General features: G+C 38.7%; 13 protein-coding genes. 6 read left to right on the top strand and 7 right to left on the bottom strand.

The features are described from left to right. Positions 1 to 18: 18 nt before the first annotated feature. The gene (locus BFP71_RS15380) at positions 19 to 1,347 is read left to right on the top strand and encodes an NHL repeat-containing protein (RefSeq protein WP_141719778.1); all 1,329 of its coding nucleotides are present in this window, start codon (positions 19 to 21) and stop codon (positions 1,345 to 1,347) included. Positions 1,348 to 1,439: 92 nt separating this feature from the next. On the opposite strand, the gene BFP71_RS15375 is transcribed toward BFP71_RS15380, so the two are convergent. Next, positions 1,440 to 2,198 carry an SH3 domain-containing protein gene (locus tag BFP71_RS15375; protein WP_141719777.1) on the bottom strand — a complete coding sequence of 253 codons (759 nt, stop codon included), beginning with the start codon at positions 2,196 to 2,198 and terminating at the stop codon, positions 1,440 to 1,442. A 109-nt stretch (positions 2,199 to 2,307) separates the two neighbouring features. On the opposite strand from BFP71_RS15375, the gene BFP71_RS15370 reads away from it, so the two are divergent. Then, positions 2,308 to 3,462, top strand: coding sequence for a DUF4221 family protein (locus tag BFP71_RS15370; RefSeq protein WP_069836323.1), 1,155 nt, complete (start codon positions 2,308 to 2,310; stop codon positions 3,460 to 3,462). 12 nt (positions 3,463 to 3,474) lie between these two features. On the opposite strand, the gene BFP71_RS15365 is transcribed toward BFP71_RS15370, so the two are convergent. The 5 genes from BFP71_RS15365 to BFP71_RS15345 all read right to left on the bottom strand — a co-directional run bounded on the left by BFP71_RS15365 (position 3,475) and on the right by BFP71_RS15345 (position 11,059). After that, positions 3,475 to 4,041, bottom strand: a complete 567-nt coding sequence (locus BFP71_RS15365; protein WP_069836322.1) for a TlpA family protein disulfide reductase — start codon at positions 4,039 to 4,041, stop codon at positions 3,475 to 3,477. Between the two features lie 82 nt (positions 4,042 to 4,123). Beyond that, positions 4,124 to 6,739 carry an ABC transporter permease gene (locus BFP71_RS15360; protein ID WP_069836321.1) on the bottom strand — a complete coding sequence of 872 codons (2,616 nt, stop codon included), beginning with the start codon at positions 6,737 to 6,739 and terminating at the stop codon, positions 4,124 to 4,126. Next, a complete protein-coding gene (locus BFP71_RS15355; RefSeq protein ID WP_088125073.1) occupies positions 6,732 to 9,344 on the bottom strand; it encodes an ABC transporter permease in 2,613 nt (870 codons plus the stop codon). The genes BFP71_RS15360 and BFP71_RS15355 overlap by 8 nt, the downstream gene beginning before the upstream one ends. Continuing rightward, positions 9,344 to 9,670 carry a PadR family transcriptional regulator gene (locus BFP71_RS15350; protein WP_069836320.1) on the bottom strand — a complete coding sequence of 109 codons (327 nt, stop codon included), beginning with the start codon at positions 9,668 to 9,670 and terminating at the stop codon, positions 9,344 to 9,346. The genes BFP71_RS15355 and BFP71_RS15350 overlap by 1 nt, the downstream gene beginning before the upstream one ends. A 150-nt stretch (positions 9,671 to 9,820) precedes the next feature. Beyond that, the gene (locus tag BFP71_RS15345) at positions 9,821 to 11,059 is read right to left on the bottom strand and encodes a DEAD/DEAH box helicase (protein ID WP_069836319.1); all 1,239 of its coding nucleotides are present in this window, start codon (positions 11,057 to 11,059) and stop codon (positions 9,821 to 9,823) included. Positions 11,060 to 11,213: 154 nt separating this feature from the next. Between BFP71_RS15345 and BFP71_RS15340 the strand changes: the two genes are divergently transcribed. From BFP71_RS15340 to BFP71_RS15330, 3 genes are all read left to right on the top strand, one after another. Continuing rightward, complete coding sequence (locus BFP71_RS15340; protein WP_069836318.1) at positions 11,214 to 11,801, top strand: DUF922 domain-containing protein; 588 nt, start codon at positions 11,214 to 11,216, stop codon at positions 11,799 to 11,801. A gap of 119 nt (positions 11,802 to 11,920) precedes the next feature. After that, positions 11,921 to 12,334, top strand: coding sequence for a (4Fe-4S)-binding protein (locus tag BFP71_RS15335; RefSeq protein ID WP_088125072.1), 414 nt, complete (start codon positions 11,921 to 11,923; stop codon positions 12,332 to 12,334). A 2-nt stretch (positions 12,335 to 12,336) separates the two neighbouring features. Next, positions 12,337 to 13,344 (top strand): LacI family DNA-binding transcriptional regulator, encoded by a 1,008-nt coding sequence (locus tag BFP71_RS15330; RefSeq protein WP_069836316.1) that lies wholly within the window; start codon positions 12,337 to 12,339, stop codon positions 13,342 to 13,344. A gap of 1 nt (position 13,345) precedes the next feature. On the opposite strand, the gene BFP71_RS15325 is transcribed toward BFP71_RS15330, so the two are convergent. Then, a complete protein-coding gene (locus BFP71_RS15325; RefSeq protein WP_141719776.1) occupies positions 13,346 to 16,219 on the bottom strand; it encodes a ligand-binding sensor domain-containing protein in 2,874 nt (957 codons plus the stop codon). Between the two features lie 230 nt (positions 16,220 to 16,449). On the opposite strand from BFP71_RS15325, the gene BFP71_RS15320 reads away from it, so the two are divergent. Then, positions 16,450 to 17,346: a hypothetical protein gene (locus BFP71_RS15320; RefSeq protein WP_069836315.1), complete on the top strand. Its 897-nt coding sequence runs from the start codon at positions 16,450 to 16,452 to the stop codon at positions 17,344 to 17,346. The last annotated feature ends 43 nt before the right edge of the window (positions 17,347 to 17,389 follow it).

Here is a 17,389-nt window from a genome sequence, read left to right as displayed (position 1 = left end):
TAACAAACCTAAATGACTATGAATTACCTACGCTCAAAAACAACGAGTCTATTTTTTATTCTTTTTCTGATGACATTCAGTTTGGCATGTGATGGTGATGCCCCTGAATCCGAACCTGCCGTTTTGAATGAAAATGATTACAAAGTGCAGATTACTGCTGTTACAGATGTAACGAATAAAGGTGATGCTAGTGATATCCAAGTGAAATTTAATACTGGGCAGGCTAGGGAGAATATTCAGGAGTATAGAATAATGATTGTAAAGAGTTCTGCAGTTTCTAACCTTACCGTCGAAAGCATGAAATCCTTGCCAAATAGTAGTTATGCAAGCCATGCCGGAAACCAAATCAATCAAGAACTTCAACTCGACGCTCTTCAAAATGATATCGATGGAGAAAGCGTTACTTCAGACATTGACTATCGTATAGCTATTCTGTCAATAGGCACTTTCAATGAGGAAACAGTCTATGTGCTTTCAGAACCATCAACTGATTTTAAACTGATCAATAACCCTGAAACGAGCACACTAGTCTCCAATATGCCGGCCAATGACGCCATTTCAATCGATGCAGCTGGTAATATCTACGTTTCTAATTATGGGGTATGGGATAATTCAATTGGCAAAGGGAATGGTACGACTGCTCTGAAAATATCGCCTGCAGGAGATGTCTCTGTCTTTGTCACTGGTTTGGCAAATCCTGTTGGTAATGCCATAGATTCCGAAGGAAACTTTTATGTAAATGATGATAATGTGTCTAATGCTGGTAACCTAGTCAAAGTGGCTCCTGATGGCACCAAAACTACAATTGCCAATATTCAGGGCTATCCTTCTGGTTTACTTCTAGGTACGGATGGCAATTTTTATGTGAGCAATTATAACATAGGCGTTGTCAATAAAGTGACCCCCGATGGGACTATTACAGATTTTGTTCGTGATGAAAGGTTAAAAGGAGGTGTTGGAATCGTTTATGATGATAATGGAAATATTATCGTAGGGAATTTTTTAACTGGTGCGGTGCTCTCGATTAATCCTTCTGGTGATATTTCATTAATTGGAACTGTACCGACTTTAGGTAGGGGTTCCGTGATTGGTTATTTGACCTATTTTGAAGGTAACGTTTACGCTACATCAGGTGGTGGAAAAAGAATTTACAAAGTATCGTTGGGTGGAGAAGTAACCGTCTTTGCGGGAAGTGGTGTCGTAGGATCTTCCGATGGCGAGTTTCAAGATGCAACGTTCACTATTCCAAATGGAATCGCGGTTGACAAGGCTAAGCGAGTGCTGTACGTTTCAGATGGTGCAACTACTGGGGGAGCTAACTTAAGGGTCTTACCATTAGACCGATGATTGAGTTTTGAAGGGCCTTGACCAGCCCTTTTTCTAAGTTATGCTCTATTAGGGGTTGCGCTAGTCGTGACCTCTAAACCCTTTTTCTGGACTTAGGTGCAACTCGCATAGCTTATCCAAGTCTCATTTCGCTCTTTATCATACTTAATCACGATATCTTGTGATGCACCAAAACTAATTTCGAATTTATACTCAAAGTTGGAATATTCAATGAGTCTCGGCGTATCGATGTAAAACTCTTTCCCGTACAACATACCATCGCTATAGATTTCATTTCGAAGCAAGTGAAAAGCATTATTCAATTGCCAGCCATCCAAGATGAATTCTGTATTTAGGCAGCCATCAAACCAAGTTTCAACAGATCTTCCATATTCATATTGGAAATGATCGTCGGTGTAGTCCACCATGTTTCCAGGGCTGTATTCTACTTGTTTTTTAACTACGCTGGAATCGACTTTTAGCCCTAAAATATTCACCTCATAAATATCCATATTGTAGGATTTAGAGGCACTTATAACAGGTTCATTGTAAGATAGATCGGCGCTAAATACATAACCTTTCTGACCTTTTGAATCGACAAGCAACCAGAAACCGGCTAGCGTTATATTGTTATCATCGTATCTCACAGAATCGGGTGCGGTAAATGAAGGCTGTACTGAGAGAGCTTCTCCTGGCTTTAGAAGCGTTATAGTATCTGAAGTCACATTCGCCGAAGTTCTTAGCGGTGTTCCGAATCTATTAATAACATATTGAGTTGATTGGGCACATGCAATGGTAACTCCTGGCCCTAAGAGAAATGCGGTAAAAAAGAGTAGTAAAAGGAGTCTCTGAGTAAACTTCGGTATAGCCAATGATTTGAATTTAGTTGTTGTACTTGGAGAGCTTATGAAAGGTAGGCATTTAATTAGATCAAACATTCTACTAAATTTATAGTTGAAGAATTTATAATCATCAAACGCAATGAAGAAACGTATTCAGATTGCATTGTTTTTAACCCTTTTTATCGGCCTTTTGGGATGTGGAAGTTCTGATACGTCAAATAGTCTATCCTTAAAACCAGTAAATGGTTTAGTAACGTTTCAATTGGACCAAAGTACCTCAAATGTAAGTGATGGACTACAATACTTCTTTGATGAGAAAACTGGTCAAGAATTGCTGTTTTCACTGAATACAATCAAAAATGAGATTCAAGTTTTTGATTTCGAGCGTAATGAATTAATAAAACGACTCGCCTTTGACGTTGAAGGACCTCGAGGGGTAGGCAGTATTGGTGCTTTCTACGTGCATGGATTAGATAGCCTGTTACTATTTCCCAATAGTGGAGGTAAACTATTTCTTGTAAGTTCTATAGACGAATCACTTAATAGTATTGAGTATCAGGTGCCTGAAGGGTACGGTAGCGCTGAGGTATCGACGACATTCTTTTCTGCTAAGCCTTTGGTTAAAAATGGTAAGCTTATCGCCAAAACATTATACCAAGGAAATTATAGTACTGTCACCAATCAAGAGCTTAGCCGACGGCATACCAGTTATGCGATCGATTTGAAAAGTGGCGTCACTAATCTGTTAAGCCCCACTTTTCCTGATGATTATATGCGCTCAATGAAAAAGCACTTTCAATTCAGTTTTTCGGCAACAGAAAATGGTATTGCTTATAGTTTTTGGGGTGATCATAACCTTTATTTCTTGAAAGATGAGAACGCTCAACTTGAAGAGAAACTCGCAAGGAGTGAAGCTCTAGTTACGGAATGGGAGGCTTTGCCGTTAGGTGGTAGTAGAATGGATCGGGCGAAATATTTTGCTGGAAGTGCGCATTACGGCAATATAATCTATGATCCTTACCGTGAAGTTTACTATCGGTTTGCTTTTCCAAAGGTAGAAGTTGAAGACGGTGCTGATATTGGGGTCTTGGCTAGATTTCCAAGTAAGTTTTCTGTGATGGTTTTATCCAAAGATTTAAATCTAATAGGAGAAACAGAATTATCTCAAACGGGACAGTATGTTGTGAGCAATGCATTTGTTGGCAGAGATGGACTTTATTTATCCGTCAACCATCCAGAAAATGAAGAGAATGAAGAAGATTATTTGAGCTTCAAATTATTTAAACTAAAGTAGCCCCTTAGTAGCTTAAAGTTTGATTAGTTCTTCAACATAATCGTAAAAGGCCTTCCCATCTCCGCGTACCAGCTTTCCATCGATCTTTTCGTAAGGAACTCCGCCTTCGATTCGTTTTATGATACCATCAGCTCCAATGAATATATTCTTTGGATAACCCTGAACGCCAATTTCTTGCAAGAATTCTTGGGCACCGACTAAATGATAAAAATCAAATGCATGCTTTTTAAGTAGTTTTTCCACCTTTTCGGCAGTATCGAATGTTAATGATAGAAAATTGACTTGATCGCCATATTGGCTTTTTAAATCATTTAGGATTGGCATTTCATCTATACACGGCGCACAGGAAACAAACCAGCAATTGATTACAGTAGGTTTTCCTTCAAAGTCAGACAGAAGTAACTCTCTATTATCTAGGCTTTTTAATGAGTGATTAGGGAGCTTTTTACCAAGGTAATCATGGACTTTATCCTTTTCTGTTACCACTCTTAGCCCATCCAAAGGAGATTTTTCTTTTTTGCATCCCCCAAGTAAAAGAGTGAGGAATAGGAGATAGACGTAGTGTTGCTTTTTGAGCATGACCGTTTCAAAAGTGTTGTTTAATATAATTTAAACAACACTTTTGATGATCAGGCTATTTATGAGAAAATTTCCTCAGTTATTATTCCGTTCTGAGTGAATCAACTGGATTGGCATTGGCAGTATTCAGTGTTTTTAAACCAACGGTAAAAATGGATAGAACTAATGTAGCTAATACAACCATACCAAATAATGCAATCCCTGGTTCATAATGTATCGCAAAGCCATTTAGCCAATTGTTTGCGGCAAGATAACTTATCGGTAAAGCGATAATTAAAGCAACGCTTACCAGGATAATAAAGTCGGCAGATAATAGTCTCACTAAGCCAAAGGTGCTCGACCCGAGTACCTTTCTAATACCTACTTCTTTGATTCTTCTTTCTGTATTGTAAGTAGCCAATCCGAAAAGCCCTAAGCACGCTATCAGTATGGCTACTATTGTGAAATAACCCGATAACATGGAAATTTTACTTTCGGCGTTATAAACCTTGTCATACTCATCATTGACAAAACGTGGATTGAAAGGATATTCGGGGCCAAACTTATTATAAAGGGCCTCTATAGATTTGATGGTTTCAGGTTGATTTTCATTTGAAATTCTGACCATTAAATGATTTCCTTTGCCTTCTCCGATAAACCTGATAATGGCCGGCTGCATTGGTTCGTAAAGCGACTGGATTTTGAAGTTTTCGACTATACCGATTACTTGTTTTTCTATATCGCCATCCATAATGGTTTTACCAACAATGTTCTCAATTCCAATCAGATCAGCTGCCGCTTGGTTGATAATGAGTTTGTTTTCCTCATTTTGAAATGTTTTAGAGAACGTCCTGCCCTCAACCATATTTATATCGAGTGTTTCAAAGAAATCATGAGCCACCTGCGGTCGCCTGAAATCAACTTCTTCGTTTTCAACAGGGTTTCCCCAGCTAAAACCTCCTCCGGCACCTCTAAGGCTAGCAATGCTGCCGCCATATAAACTTGTAATGTTAGTTACGTTTGGAAGCTTGTTCAGCTCATCTAAGAATGGTTTTCTTTTGCTATCTCCAATAAAGGTGAAGTGAATTAGATTATCCCGATTGTAACCAAGGTCGACCTCTCTGATGAAATCTATTTGATTGTTCAGCACCAAAAAACTCGTGACAAATAAGGTGGATACTGAGAATTGTAAAATGACTAATCCTTTTCTAATCCAAATGTCATTAACGCCTCTTTTGAGCTTACCTCTGATCATATCATTCGACTTGAATTTGGATAAGTAAATAGAAGGGTAGAGGCCTGAAAGAAATGAAATACTAAGAAGCGCAAAAAGGCCAAACTGTAAGATAGATTGATCACTCACCAAGGAAAGCTCCTTTTCTATGACCAAGTTTATCTGTGGTAATAAAAGGCTCACTAAACCCAATGCTACAAGTATTGACATACCTGTGATCAAAAATGATTCTGTAAGAAACTGAGTGATTAGCGTTTTTCGTTTAACGCCAAAAACCTTTTTCATACCTACTTCTTTCAGTCTTTTTGCAGCTTGTGCTGTGGCTAGATTCATAAAGTTTATGCTAGCTAAGAAAAGGATGAATATTCCAGCTAAAGTCATGATGTGCACATAGGATTCTCTTCCGCCAGATGGTAGTCCATTTGTAAATTCCCCTTTTAGGTATAGGTCTTTGAATGGGTAAGCTTCCAAGAGATCATCGGCACGGCCAGGTTGGTTGGTAATGAACTTTCTGAGTTTTTGATTGAAAGCAGTAATGTCAGTTCCCTCATTTAGGGTCAAATAAGTAATGCCTCCGCCAGCATACCAATCTCCAAGCCAATCTTCGTATTTCAACGCCATTCTGTGATTGGCTGCATACTCAAACTGTATGGTAGAATTAGTCGGTATGTTTTCAAAAACCCCGGTTACTACATAAGATGCATTATATAAAGCCCTATTTCCTTTGATGGATTGGCCTATTGCATTGTCAATAGAACCGAAAAGTGAAATCGCTACTGTTTCGGAAAGGACAATGGAATTTTCAATTGTCAATACCTCTTTGGCCGTTCCTGAAGCCAATTGAAAAGAGAAAGTTTCGAAGAACTCTTTGCTGGCAAAAATGCCTTTGGCCAGTGTTTTCTTATCATCAATTGATAAAACGGCGTTTCGACTCATTTCATCGTTTCCGACCGTTACAACCTTATTTATCTCTGGGAAGCCCTCTCGTAATGCATCAGAAAGAATAAATGCCGTACCAAAACTGGTCTCTAGACCTTCTGGATTTACTTCGTGTTCTAAGACTTGATAAACAACCCCATCTTTCGTGTGGAAAGCATCGACACCTTTTTCATCATTCACCCACAAAAAGATAACTAAAGCGGCTGCAATAGCAGTTGAAAGGCCAATGATGTTAATGAAAAAGGATGTTTTGTGGCGCATAAAACCACGGTAAGAAAACTTGACGTTGTATAGGAGTTGAGTAACCAGCGTTGTTTTTGAGTTTGACATAATTGGTTTGATTAAATTGAGTTTGAGTATTCTGAAGGTTTCAAGGAAAAAGAGATAATCCGACCGCCTTTTTCCTTTTGTGTTTCTGAAATCATAATATACCTCTTCCAAATCACCCTCGATTTCTTCTACATAGTCAGGTTTGACCATAAACCTGACTATCATAATGAGCCACTTCGGCGGGCTAGGGTAATCTGACATGTCTTTATTATTCATTCCTCAAACATTCTACAGGGTTGACCAAGGCAGCCTTGAACGTTTGAAAACTTACTGTAATCCAAGCAATTAGTAATGCTGTTAGTCCAGCAAGGGCAAAAATCCACCACTCCAATTGTATAGTATAGGCGAAATTATTAAGCCAGTTATTAGCGAGAATGTAGCCTAGAGGCAGAGCAAAAAGAACAGAAATTAAGACCGTTTTAGTAAAGGAACCTGTAAGTATCTTCATGATAACTAAATGACTGGCTCCCAAGATCTTCCGTATGCCAATCTCTTTGCTTCTTCGTTCAGCAGTAAAAGCGGCAAGTCCAAATAGCCCCAGACAGGAGACTAAAATCGCGATAATGGCCATGTAGTTGGCCAGAATAGCAACTTTGCTTTCCGTACTATAAAGGGCTTTATAATCATCTTGTAAATAAGTAGGGTTAAAGTCGTATTTAGGATGAAACTGTGTATAAATGTCTTCTATTTGTTGAAGTGTGGCTGCTTCTGTACCAGTTTGTATTTTGACTACAAAATTTCGCCCCTCTTCTCTAAAACGAAAAAGAAGTGGTTCGATTTGTTGGTGCATTGAACCATACTGAAAGTCTTTGACTACACCGATTATTTCCCTTGTACCTCCGCTTCCATAATCGAGTATTGTACCAATCGGTTCTTTGATACCCATAAGTTTAACGGCAGATTCATTGATAATTACTTTTGTTTTATCATCCATAAACTCCTTTGAAAAGGACCTTCCTTCGATGACTTCTATTCCTAAAGTTTCGATAATGTTATACCCAATTTTAGGTGACTTAAAAAGATGATTATCATCGTCTTTACTAGACGGGTCCCAAGAGTAACCACTGCCACTGTCTTCACCCCATAAAAAATCTCCTGCCATATTTGCAATACTCTCAATACCAGGGATTTTCTGTAATTCCGCAAGCATAACTTGGGCATTCTCATTGATTTGACCTTTTCTTGCAAAAGTCACTATGTTCTCACGATTGTACCCTAGATCTTTACTTTGGGTAAACTCTATTTGCCGGTTTATAGTAATCACTCCAATGATGAAAACTATCGAAAGTACGAATTGAGTTATAACGAGCCCTTTTCTAATCCATTCTTCTCCTCTCAGGTTAGAGATCTTACCTTTTAGAACCGCTACAGGCTTGAAACCTGATAAGTAAAATGCTGGATAGCTACCTGCTAGGAATCCTGTTATCAGTGTGATTCCAATCAACGGTAGAATAAAGTCAATGATATTAATTTCAAGTTCCTTAGATGTAATCTCATTGAATTGAGGAAGTAATACATTTACGAGTATAATAGCTACGATAACTGCAAGCGAAGCAAGTAAAATTGACTCCACGAGAAACTGGAATATGAGTGATCCTTTATTAGCTCCAATAGCTTTTTTTACGCCAACTTCCTTCATCTTTTTTGAAGCTTGAGCGGTAGAAAGATTCATGAAATTAATACAGGCAATTAAAAGGATAAAGATTGCGATAATAGTGAATAGGCGAACATTTTCGATTCTTCCTCCAACCTGAACACCATTATCATATTCACCATAGAGGTAGTTTTTAGCATAAGGCTGGACAAAAAGAGTAAACCTGTCATTGTTTATTTTATCATCCATGTAATTTTCAATTTTAGCATTGAACTCCTCAATGTCAGTGCCCTTTCGAAGTACTAAAAAGTTCTGTGCATAACCGCCATTCCATTCTGCCGCCCATTGGTCGGTTTGAACTAGTAAATCATAGTTAATGACGGCATCAAATTGATTCGTAGCATTCTTTGGAGGTGATTGGAAAATTCCACTTATAATGAAGGTTTTATTAAAGAACTGATTCTCCCATTCCACGGTAGCTCCTAGGGCACTTTCCAAATTGCCGAACATGGCCATAGCCATTGATTCAGACAAAACAATGGATTCATTGTCCTCCAGTATGTTTTCTTGATTACCAATAAGCAGGGGATAGGTTAATATATCAAAGAAGTTTTTGCTTGCGAAAAGACCGTCTAGTTCAAAATTGCTTTCGCCATTTGAAACAATTCCTTTTGGTTTAAAGAAACCTGTATTCCCAATAGTTACAGCTTCTTCTACTTCTGGGAAGTCTTGTTTCATACTTTTACCCATTAGGCCGGATGTATAATTCCAAGTAGTAATACTATTGGGTAGTTGGAAATTGGCGAAGACCCAATAAAGTTGATCGTTCTTTTCGTGGAATGTATCAACAGAGCGTTCATCATTTACCCATAGAAAAATGAGCAATGAAGCGGCTAAACCTGTAGATAGACCAATTAAATTGATAAAGAATGAGGTTTTGTGACGCTTAAAACCTCTTAAAGTGATTAATAAGTTATGTTGTATCATACCGAGATAATTGAGTTTTTGACTTCCACTAAGCAGTCGTGTTAAGGAAGGTCTCATGAGTTTGAAAACCCCTAAAACATATTTCCACTTAGCTTTTTTAATTGAGTATTGATCCAGATCATCCATGAATACCTCTTCCATATCGCCTTCTATTTCTTCCAGAAAATGTTCTCTGACGAATAGTCTGAGCAATAGCAATGACCATTGAGGTGGACGGATATCGTTTTGACGGTTTTGCATTAACCTGTAACTATGTTGGGCATAGCAGCCCAAAGTTGAGAGCGTACATCTTTCATGTCCTGTAATACCTTGTGAGCGTGAGGAGTGGCTTGATAGATTCTTTTTCTTTTACCACCTCTTTTTTGGCTAGCTTCTCCAAACTCAGAAGTAAGGAATCCCTTTTCTTCCATACGTTTTAGAGCTGATTGAATGGAACCAACACTGAGTGTTTCATTCAAACGATCTTCTAATTCTCGCTTGATTTCTACACCATAAGCATCGGCTTGGAGTACCACTACCGTCATCAGTACTAGCTCTTCAAACTCACCTAATTTCGTTTTCTTCATTTTTATATTATTCGTAATTGCAGTAAATATATAAAAATATATTATTCGTAATTGCAGTTTTAATAAAAATTCTGAATTATAGACCTAGCACATTTAAAAAGGATGCACGGGAAAAGAAAAAAGTGATTTTGTAGAAAGTGAGTAGGAGGGTTACTTACGTTTCTTCTTACGTCGGTTGCTTTTGGAAGACTCGGCAGCTTGCATTAATTGTTTCCAATCATCGGTAGTATCCTGTGTGGTATCGAGTATCATTTGATAATCGCCTTTAGACATTGAAAGTCGGCCGATGGGCTGTCCTAAGTTTTCTTCTATCTCTTGGAGCAATTCTTTTTCTTCAGTTGCGCAGAATGAAAACGCCTGTCCTTTTTCTCTTCCTCGACCAGTACGGCCTACACGGTGGACATAATTCTCTGAGGAATCAGGTAAGTCATAATTAATGACATAGTCCACATTAGGTATATCTATTCCCCTGGCACTGATATCGGTGGCGATCAATATCTTGTTTTCTCCGTTTCTAAACCTTGCCATCGTTTTTTCACGTTCGGCTTGTAGTTTATCACTGTGGATCGTTTCGGCGTTAAGGTTTACGCGTTCTAATGCTTTTTTCACTCGTTCCGCCCGAACTTTTGTTCTCACAAAAACTAGCATCTTCTTGTCGGGTTCATTATTGATCACGTTTTCAAGAAAGAAGCGCTTATGATCCATTTCTACATGGGCAACCGCATGCTCAATATTTTTAGCAACAGGGTTTTTAGGAGAAATTTGAATTCTGATTGCGTTGGTCACCAGTGAGTAGGCTAGTTTTTTTATGGCTTCATCAATCGTGGCAGAAAAGAAAAGGGTTTGCCTTCGTTTTGGTAGATGATGTATCAGCTGTCTGATGTCTTTTATGAAACCAAGATCAAGCATATGATCAGCTTCGTCAAGAACCAAAACTTCAACACGCCCAAGTTTGAGCGCACCTTGACTCTCTAAATCAAACATTCGGCCTGGAGTGGCAATCAGAATATCTACTCCCTTATTCAGTTTTTTAATTTGTGGCGCTTGATCCACACCTCCATGAATACAGAGTATATTCAATCGGGTGTTCTTCCCTAGTTTTTTAAAAACGCCTTCTATTTGTTGAGCCAGTTCGTGTGTGGGAGCCATTACCAAACACTTCACACCATCAGGCCTTAACTTCATAGATTTTCGCTCATTGAGCAAATGAAGAATGGGAATAGCAAAGGCTGCAGTTTTCCCAGTACCAGTTTGCGCAATAGCCAGAACATCCTCACCTTTTAAAATAGCTGGAATAGACTTGTATTGAATGTCTGTTGGCTTTTTGTATCCCAGTTGTGCGATACTGGCTTTTATGCCATCTGCAATGCGGTACTCCTCAAACTTCATGGCCAGCAAAGTTATCGATTAATGGTGGATGAACAGTGATTTTGAAACGCACTTTATTTTCGATCTTAAGTCAATTGGTGCCGATGGCTTCTAGCTTCTTTGATTATACCTAGATAATCAAGCTAAATAATGCTCAATTATTTGAAATCTTGAAATGCATGGGTTTGATTTGCATATGCACATTGGCTCAAAGCTAATCTTCCTTTTCTTCTTCACATTATCAGTTCATCAAGGCATTGCCCAAAAAACCGGTTTCCTGAAAGTAGATACCACGAGGTACATCGTTTGGAGTGATGAAAGGCCGTTGACATGGTCTGATTATAGGCTTTTAAAGTCTGATACTATCGATTTGGGTATAACAGCACTTACGGCGGTTACACATTCGGTACGAGGAGGGATAGAAAAGGGGAAGCCTAATTTTGAGGTCTATGTGCTCTTTAAAAAGAGAAGATCTTGGACAACGAGTAGGAGCGATAGCCTCTTGTTTGAGCATGAAAGGTTGCACTTCGATTTAGCTGAATTATACGGCAGAAAATTGCGTAAACAGATTGCCGCCATGGGGAGCCAAAATGAGAAACGATTATCGGCTTACCGAAAGAAAATAAAAATATTGTTAGAGGAATTTAAGAGAAAATCTGCTTTGTATGATTACGAAACTGTTCATGGAGAGCAACAAATTAAACAAGCAGAATGGAGAAACTACGTCTCCTATGAAATGCAACGTTTGCATAAATATAAGTAAATATAAATATATGTTATAATTAACATGTATATAAAATATGTACGAACAATTAACTTCAATTTGTTGTTTCACAAACTGATCTTTTTGAGTTAATTTCAAGTTTAGACTTAAACAATATTGTGGAAGAACCAGTGATTAAAGAATATTCTTCGGAAGAAGTGACAGTTGTTTGGGAGCCTGCTAAGTGCATCCATTCTGGTATTTGTTTGCGTGGTTTGCCTAAAGTATTCGATTTAAAGTCTAGACCATGGGTGAACATCAATGGGAGTGATGCTAAGTCTATTGTAGAAACAGTTCGTGAATGTCCCTCAAAAGCCTTAACTATTAAAGGCGTTCGTTTTAAGGATACTCAAACGAACGAAACAGATGTCACATTAATCACAGGTGGTCCCCTTATTATAAAAGGAGGAGCAACTATTCATCACAGAAAGAAGACAGAACAAGTAGATGGAACCGTCTCATTTTGTCGATGTGGTCGATCACAGAAATTTCCTTATTGCGACGGCTCACATGCTAAACCAAAAGACAAATAACTATGGCAATTACTATTAAGGATATTGCGACTGCGCTAAAGATTTCCCCATCTACTGTTTCAAGGGCGCTGAATGATCACCCCAACATCAGCGAAGAGACGAAAAAGGTAGTTGCGGAGAAGGCGAAAGAGATGAAGTATCAAACAAACTTCATTGCAGCAGGCCTAAGAACCAAGAAATCGAATTCAATTGGGATTCTGGTTCCTCATATCACCAGTTCGTTCTTTGCGTCGGCCATTGATGGGATTCAAAAAATTGTGACCGATCAAGGGTACTTCACCATCATCTGCCAGTCTAATGAAATTTATCATAATGAAGTAGATCAGATCAAGTCTTTGCTTTCATGTAAAGTAGAAGGTGTGATTCTATCTATTTCTAGTGAAACAAACGATTACGAACATTTAGAGACTTTAGAAGCTTATGACACGCCATTTGTCCTGTTCGATCGTGTAGCACCAGGGTTTGACATGCCTACCGTGGAGGCCAACGACTTTACAGGTGGTTTTCAAGCAGTTGAGCATCTTATAAAAAGAGGTAGAAAAAGAATTGCACACTTGGGTGGACCAGGGCTTTTAGGAATTAGCAAGAGACGATACGAAGGATACTTAGAGGCTTTAAAAACATATGCTTATGAGGTGAATGAGGATTTTGTTGTCTTTACTAATCCAGATGAAACTCATGAGGATATCATAGAGGATATGTTCAAAGACCCTAAGAATTCTCCCGATGCATTATTCACATTCAGCGACGAATTGGCTGTGGAGGCGATTCTTAAACTGAAGAAAATGGGACTTAATGTACCGAGGGATGTGTCTGTGGTTGGGTTTGGAAATAGTAACCTTTGTGAAATTGTTGAGCCACACTTAACAAGTGTAACTCACGAGCCAATTGAAATGGGAGAGGCAGCTGCTGAATTGCTATTCAAAGTAATCCAGAAAAGACATATACCTCCTCATTTAAGAAATAGAAAGTTTGATTCTCGAGTCATCATCAGAGATTCATCAAGGTGATCTAAAACCTTAGAATAAAATCACTGAGGTTATTCTCTCTTTTCAGTTCTAATTTCTTTCTCACCCGATAGCGACCAATTTCTACACCTCGCACAGAGATATTGAGCAGGTTGGCAATTTCCTTTGTGCTCAAGTTCATCCTGATGTATGCACTAAACCTTAATTCTTGAGGAGTTAACCCAGGATATGCTTCCTTCAGTCGAGTAATAAAGTTTCCGTGTACTTGATCGAAATTGGCTTGAAATTGATCCCATTGCGTACCTGTCGAAAGGTCTTTGTCAATAGATCTGACAATTCTGCCTAATTCTTTGACCAGCTGTTTGTCTTCCTGCTCTTTGTTAATGTTTTTGAGTGTGTTCTTAATCTGGTTTAGCAGTTGATTCTTTTGGATTAAGTGCATCGCCGAAGAGGTCAGAGCTTGGCTTTTTAGGCCTACTTCGGTCTGAAGTTTCTCGTTTCTCAACCTGAATATCTCGTCTTCCGATTTCTTTGTAATATCCTGTATTTTGGAATCTCGTTGCTGAATTTCTTCGTTCTTTGAGTCCTCTATGGCTTGCGTTTTCCGTTTATGCTTGACCTCTACCGTTTTAAATCCGCTGAAAATTAGAATAAATGCAGTTACACCATAAAGAGCATAAGCAAAAGTAGTTCGATGGATTGGAGGGTTGATTTTAAACTCATAACTCGTTTCAGAAGTCACCTGATCGAAGATGTTTTTTGCCCTAACCGAAAACTTATATCGGCCTTCTCGTAAGTTGGTATATTCTTTAAAGTTTGTTGCGCTCCATTCTGACCACTCTTCTTGAAAGTTCTCTAATTTATACTGATAAGCGACTTGTCCATCGCTTTCGAAGTGTGGTGCGGCGAAAGAGAATTGAAATGAGTTTTGCCTGTAGCTAAACAACGAAGGGGTGCCAATCTCTTGATTAAAGGGATGCCCATAATTAAGAATGGAGTCATTTACGCCCTCATTCTTTACTTCTCTCAACAATACATTAAAGTTATTCTGCTTAAGCTGATCCTTTTTGGGCGAGTAATGGATAAACCCTTCTTTCGCTCCGATTAGAATGTTTTCCTCATCAAGAACTGTAATATTGCCCAAATCATCATTCCATAAGTTCTTTACTTTATTAAAAGTCTTGGTAGTGAGTTCGTAGCTGAAATTACCTTTAGGCTTTAATACACCGAGTTTATTCCGTTCAATAAAGTAAATATTGCCCTTATCATCGGCTTCCATATCCACGATCGAAGCATCTGCACCCACAAGTTCATCAAGTGGTTTTAGGCTAGTAAATCGATCCGTAGCAGCGTCAAATTGATAAAATCCACTGTCTGAAGTAAATATGAGTTGATTGTCGATTTTATAAACATTAATCAACAGGTCAGAAGGAAACCCGTTTTCACTATTGTAAAGCTTCACGTTTTGGATTTCATTTCCGTCAGGCGAAAAGCTTAACCTAAAGGCTCCCTTATAACCCTGGGTTACCCAGAGGTCATTTCCATCAAATTCCATCACTCTTGAAGATTCTTCGAACCCAGGAATTTTATCAAATCGATTCGTTTCAGTATTGAATTTATTGATGCCCAAATATGTGCCTTGTAGTAGAATGTCTGGGTCGGAGGGAAGAGGTTTGAAAACCCAAGAACCTTTTTCCGGAAAGAGAAGTTTTGCTCTTCCGTTTACAATTTCCATTGGTCCGTTATGGTGTCCTACAAACAATCTGTCTTTCACTTCTTGAATTGAATATACTTGACCAGATGTGCCGGGTACTAGATTGTATTTTCCTGTTTTCGAGTTAAACTGATACAGACCATTATTTGTACCTAAAAATAAGCCGCTAGCGCTTTTTAATGCAGTATAGCCAGAACCACTTAAGGAAAATCGGTCGTCAATTCTGCTGAAAGCCGAGTTTAAATCGACTCTAGAAATTCCATTATTTAAAGTGAGCCAAAGGTTACCTTGTAAATCTTCATAAATGAAATTGACTGTTCTATCTTTTAAGCCGCTCGACTGGTCAAACTGATAAATCAATTCACCCGATTGATTAATTACTATAAGGCCACCATTTTGTGTACCTAGCCCAATTAGACCGCTACTCAGCCTAGTTGCATAATTTACGATCAGCTGCGATAAGTCTAAGGATTTCGAAACCTTCATCGGTGTTATAACACCATTGCTGTAGGTAAAAAGTCCTTCAGAAAAGGTACTGATAAGCCATTGATCGTCATTGTAACGAAAGACATTCGAAATACGCTTATCCTTGAAAAATGCACCACCCTCCAATAGCTCAAGAGTACTGTTAGATAACTTGGACAATCCTTTGCCCCATTCCTGTGTGAGTAATACACCTTCAAACAGAAAGGAGATTTCTAAAGGGAAATCAGAGGTGATAGCCTTAATCGTAGAGCCATTATAAATGAAGATCTCGCTGAACGTACAGAAGTAAACATTGTCACCCATGCCGTAAATCTTCCAAGTTTCATCGAAGTCTCTTAAGGAGCTGCTTAGCGAATCAGCTAGAGATGTATAAGATAATTGCCCACGTTGGTCAGGGGAGAAATAACCAAAGTCTCTTTGAGAACCAACATAAATTCTCCCATCATCAGCGATATGGATACTCCTGACTTTGGTTCTGTTTTTAACCGCGTAATTTCTCCAACTATGGCCGTCATATTCTAATAAGCCTAGATTATTGGCAACATAAAGTAAGCCGTTCTGATGTTGAACGATAGACCAATTTTGAATTCCACCAAGGTAAGTGTCTGGTCCGTAATTTTGAATGAAAGGGATGCCTTCAACTGTATTAACCTGGCCGTAACTTTGAGTAAGTAAGCCTAAAAGAAGGAATGTAACACCGATAATTCTTTGAATCAAAAATCGCTGAAGTCGAGAGGTATGAAGGTGCTTTGTTGTAGTATACAATATTTCAGTTGTATGTTTTGTGAAATCTAAAAATGCTCATAAATAAGCTTAATCCCTATTTATATCTCTACTTGATGTATTATTGTAGTATTCAAATCTTTATGAATGATGAGTTCTTGTAGTGGTTGTTTTTTTGCACTCATGGAAAATGTAATTGACATTGAAGCAAAAATTAAAACGCTATGAAAAACAAAATTTTATTAGGCTTCCTTTCACTCGCCCTTGTAGTAGGTATAGCGGCATGTGATAATGGAAATGCTGATTTCTCTGTCGTGGACATCGACCCAACTGTTGAACTAGGCGCAATGAGCGGCTTAGTAGAAGGAGAATCATTCTCAATTACTATTACATTAGGAGACGGTGCAGAAGGTAGTTCTGTAAGTTCTCTTGCTAGCGCAACATGGAATATTACTGACGCTGGTGGAGCACAAGTAGCTAATGGTACTTTAGCACCCACTGGTGACAACTGGACAGGTACAATTACTGCCAATGGTTTATTAGAAGGTGATCATACCTTAACAGTAACAGCAGTTGACTCTAACGGAAACTCTGGTACTTCTTCAACTACTTTCTCTATTGTAGGCGCAGTTCCTGACATTACAGGATCTTGGACTCTTGCTCCACTTGACGGTGCACTAAGAGTAGGACCAACAGCTGGTTCATTCCAATGGTTCTCTACACCAGCCTCTGATGCTACAGGTGCAAGAGCATGTCAATTCGACGATGTTTGGACATTTAACAATGATGGTACTTTCTCAATCGCAATGGGTGGAAACACTTGGTTAGAAACTTGGCAGCCAGGCGGCGGAAACGCTTGTGGTGCTCCAGTAGCTCCATATGTTGATGGATCATTCAATTACTCATTCGATGGTGCAACGTTGACTGTAAATGGTCAAGGTGCGTTCATTGGTTTACCTAAAGTAACTAACACTGGTGAACTAGGTAATCAATTAGGCGCAACTGACTATCCAGCAAGTGTAACATACGAAGTATTCGCAGTGTCAGACACTGACATGGAACTTAGAGTTGCATTTGATAACGGCGGTATAAACTGGACTTTCTTACTAAGAAAGCAATAAGACGCTCTTTTTAATTAGTGCTCGCTCTCACCGTGAAGTTCTT

Origin of the sequence: Roseivirga misakiensis (assembly GCF_001747105.1) — a bacterium.
GTDB lineage: Bacteria > Bacteroidota > Bacteroidia > Cytophagales > Cyclobacteriaceae > Roseivirga > Roseivirga misakiensis.
The sequence above is the reverse complement of the archived record's forward strand: the minus strand, read 5'-3'. Positions and strand labels throughout refer to the sequence as shown.

What these genes read in the sequence shown, in the direction of transcription:
- BFP71_RS15355 (WP_088125073.1), bottom strand. Translation starts at nt 9,344, where the DNA reads ATGCAAAACCGTCAAAACGATATCCGTCCACCTCAATGGTCATTGCTA.
- BFP71_RS15340 (WP_069836318.1), top strand. Translation starts at nt 11,214, where the DNA reads ATGCATGGGTTTGATTTGCATATGCACATTGGCTCAAAGCTAATCTTC.
- BFP71_RS15350 (WP_069836320.1), bottom strand. Translation starts at nt 9,670, where the DNA reads ATGAAGAAAACGAAATTAGGTGAGTTTGAAGAGCTAGTACTGATGACG.
- BFP71_RS15370 (WP_069836323.1), top strand. Translation starts at nt 2,308, where the DNA reads ATGAAGAAACGTATTCAGATTGCATTGTTTTTAACCCTTTTTATCGGC.
- BFP71_RS15320 (WP_069836315.1), top strand. Translation starts at nt 16,450, where the DNA reads ATGAAAAACAAAATTTTATTAGGCTTCCTTTCACTCGCCCTTGTAGTA.
- BFP71_RS15380 (WP_141719778.1), top strand. Translation starts at nt 19, where the DNA reads ATGAATTACCTACGCTCAAAAACAACGAGTCTATTTTTTATTCTTTTT.
- BFP71_RS15365 (WP_069836322.1), bottom strand. Translation starts at nt 4,041, where the DNA reads ATGCTCAAAAAGCAACACTACGTCTATCTCCTATTCCTCACTCTTTTA.
- BFP71_RS15360 (WP_069836321.1), bottom strand. Translation starts at nt 6,739, where the DNA reads ATGAATAATAAAGACATGTCAGATTACCCTAGCCCGCCGAAGTGGCTC.
- BFP71_RS15330 (WP_069836316.1), top strand. Translation starts at nt 12,337, where the DNA reads ATGGCAATTACTATTAAGGATATTGCGACTGCGCTAAAGATTTCCCCA.
- BFP71_RS15345 (WP_069836319.1), bottom strand. Translation starts at nt 11,059, where the DNA reads ATGAAGTTTGAGGAGTACCGCATTGCAGATGGCATAAAAGCCAGTATC.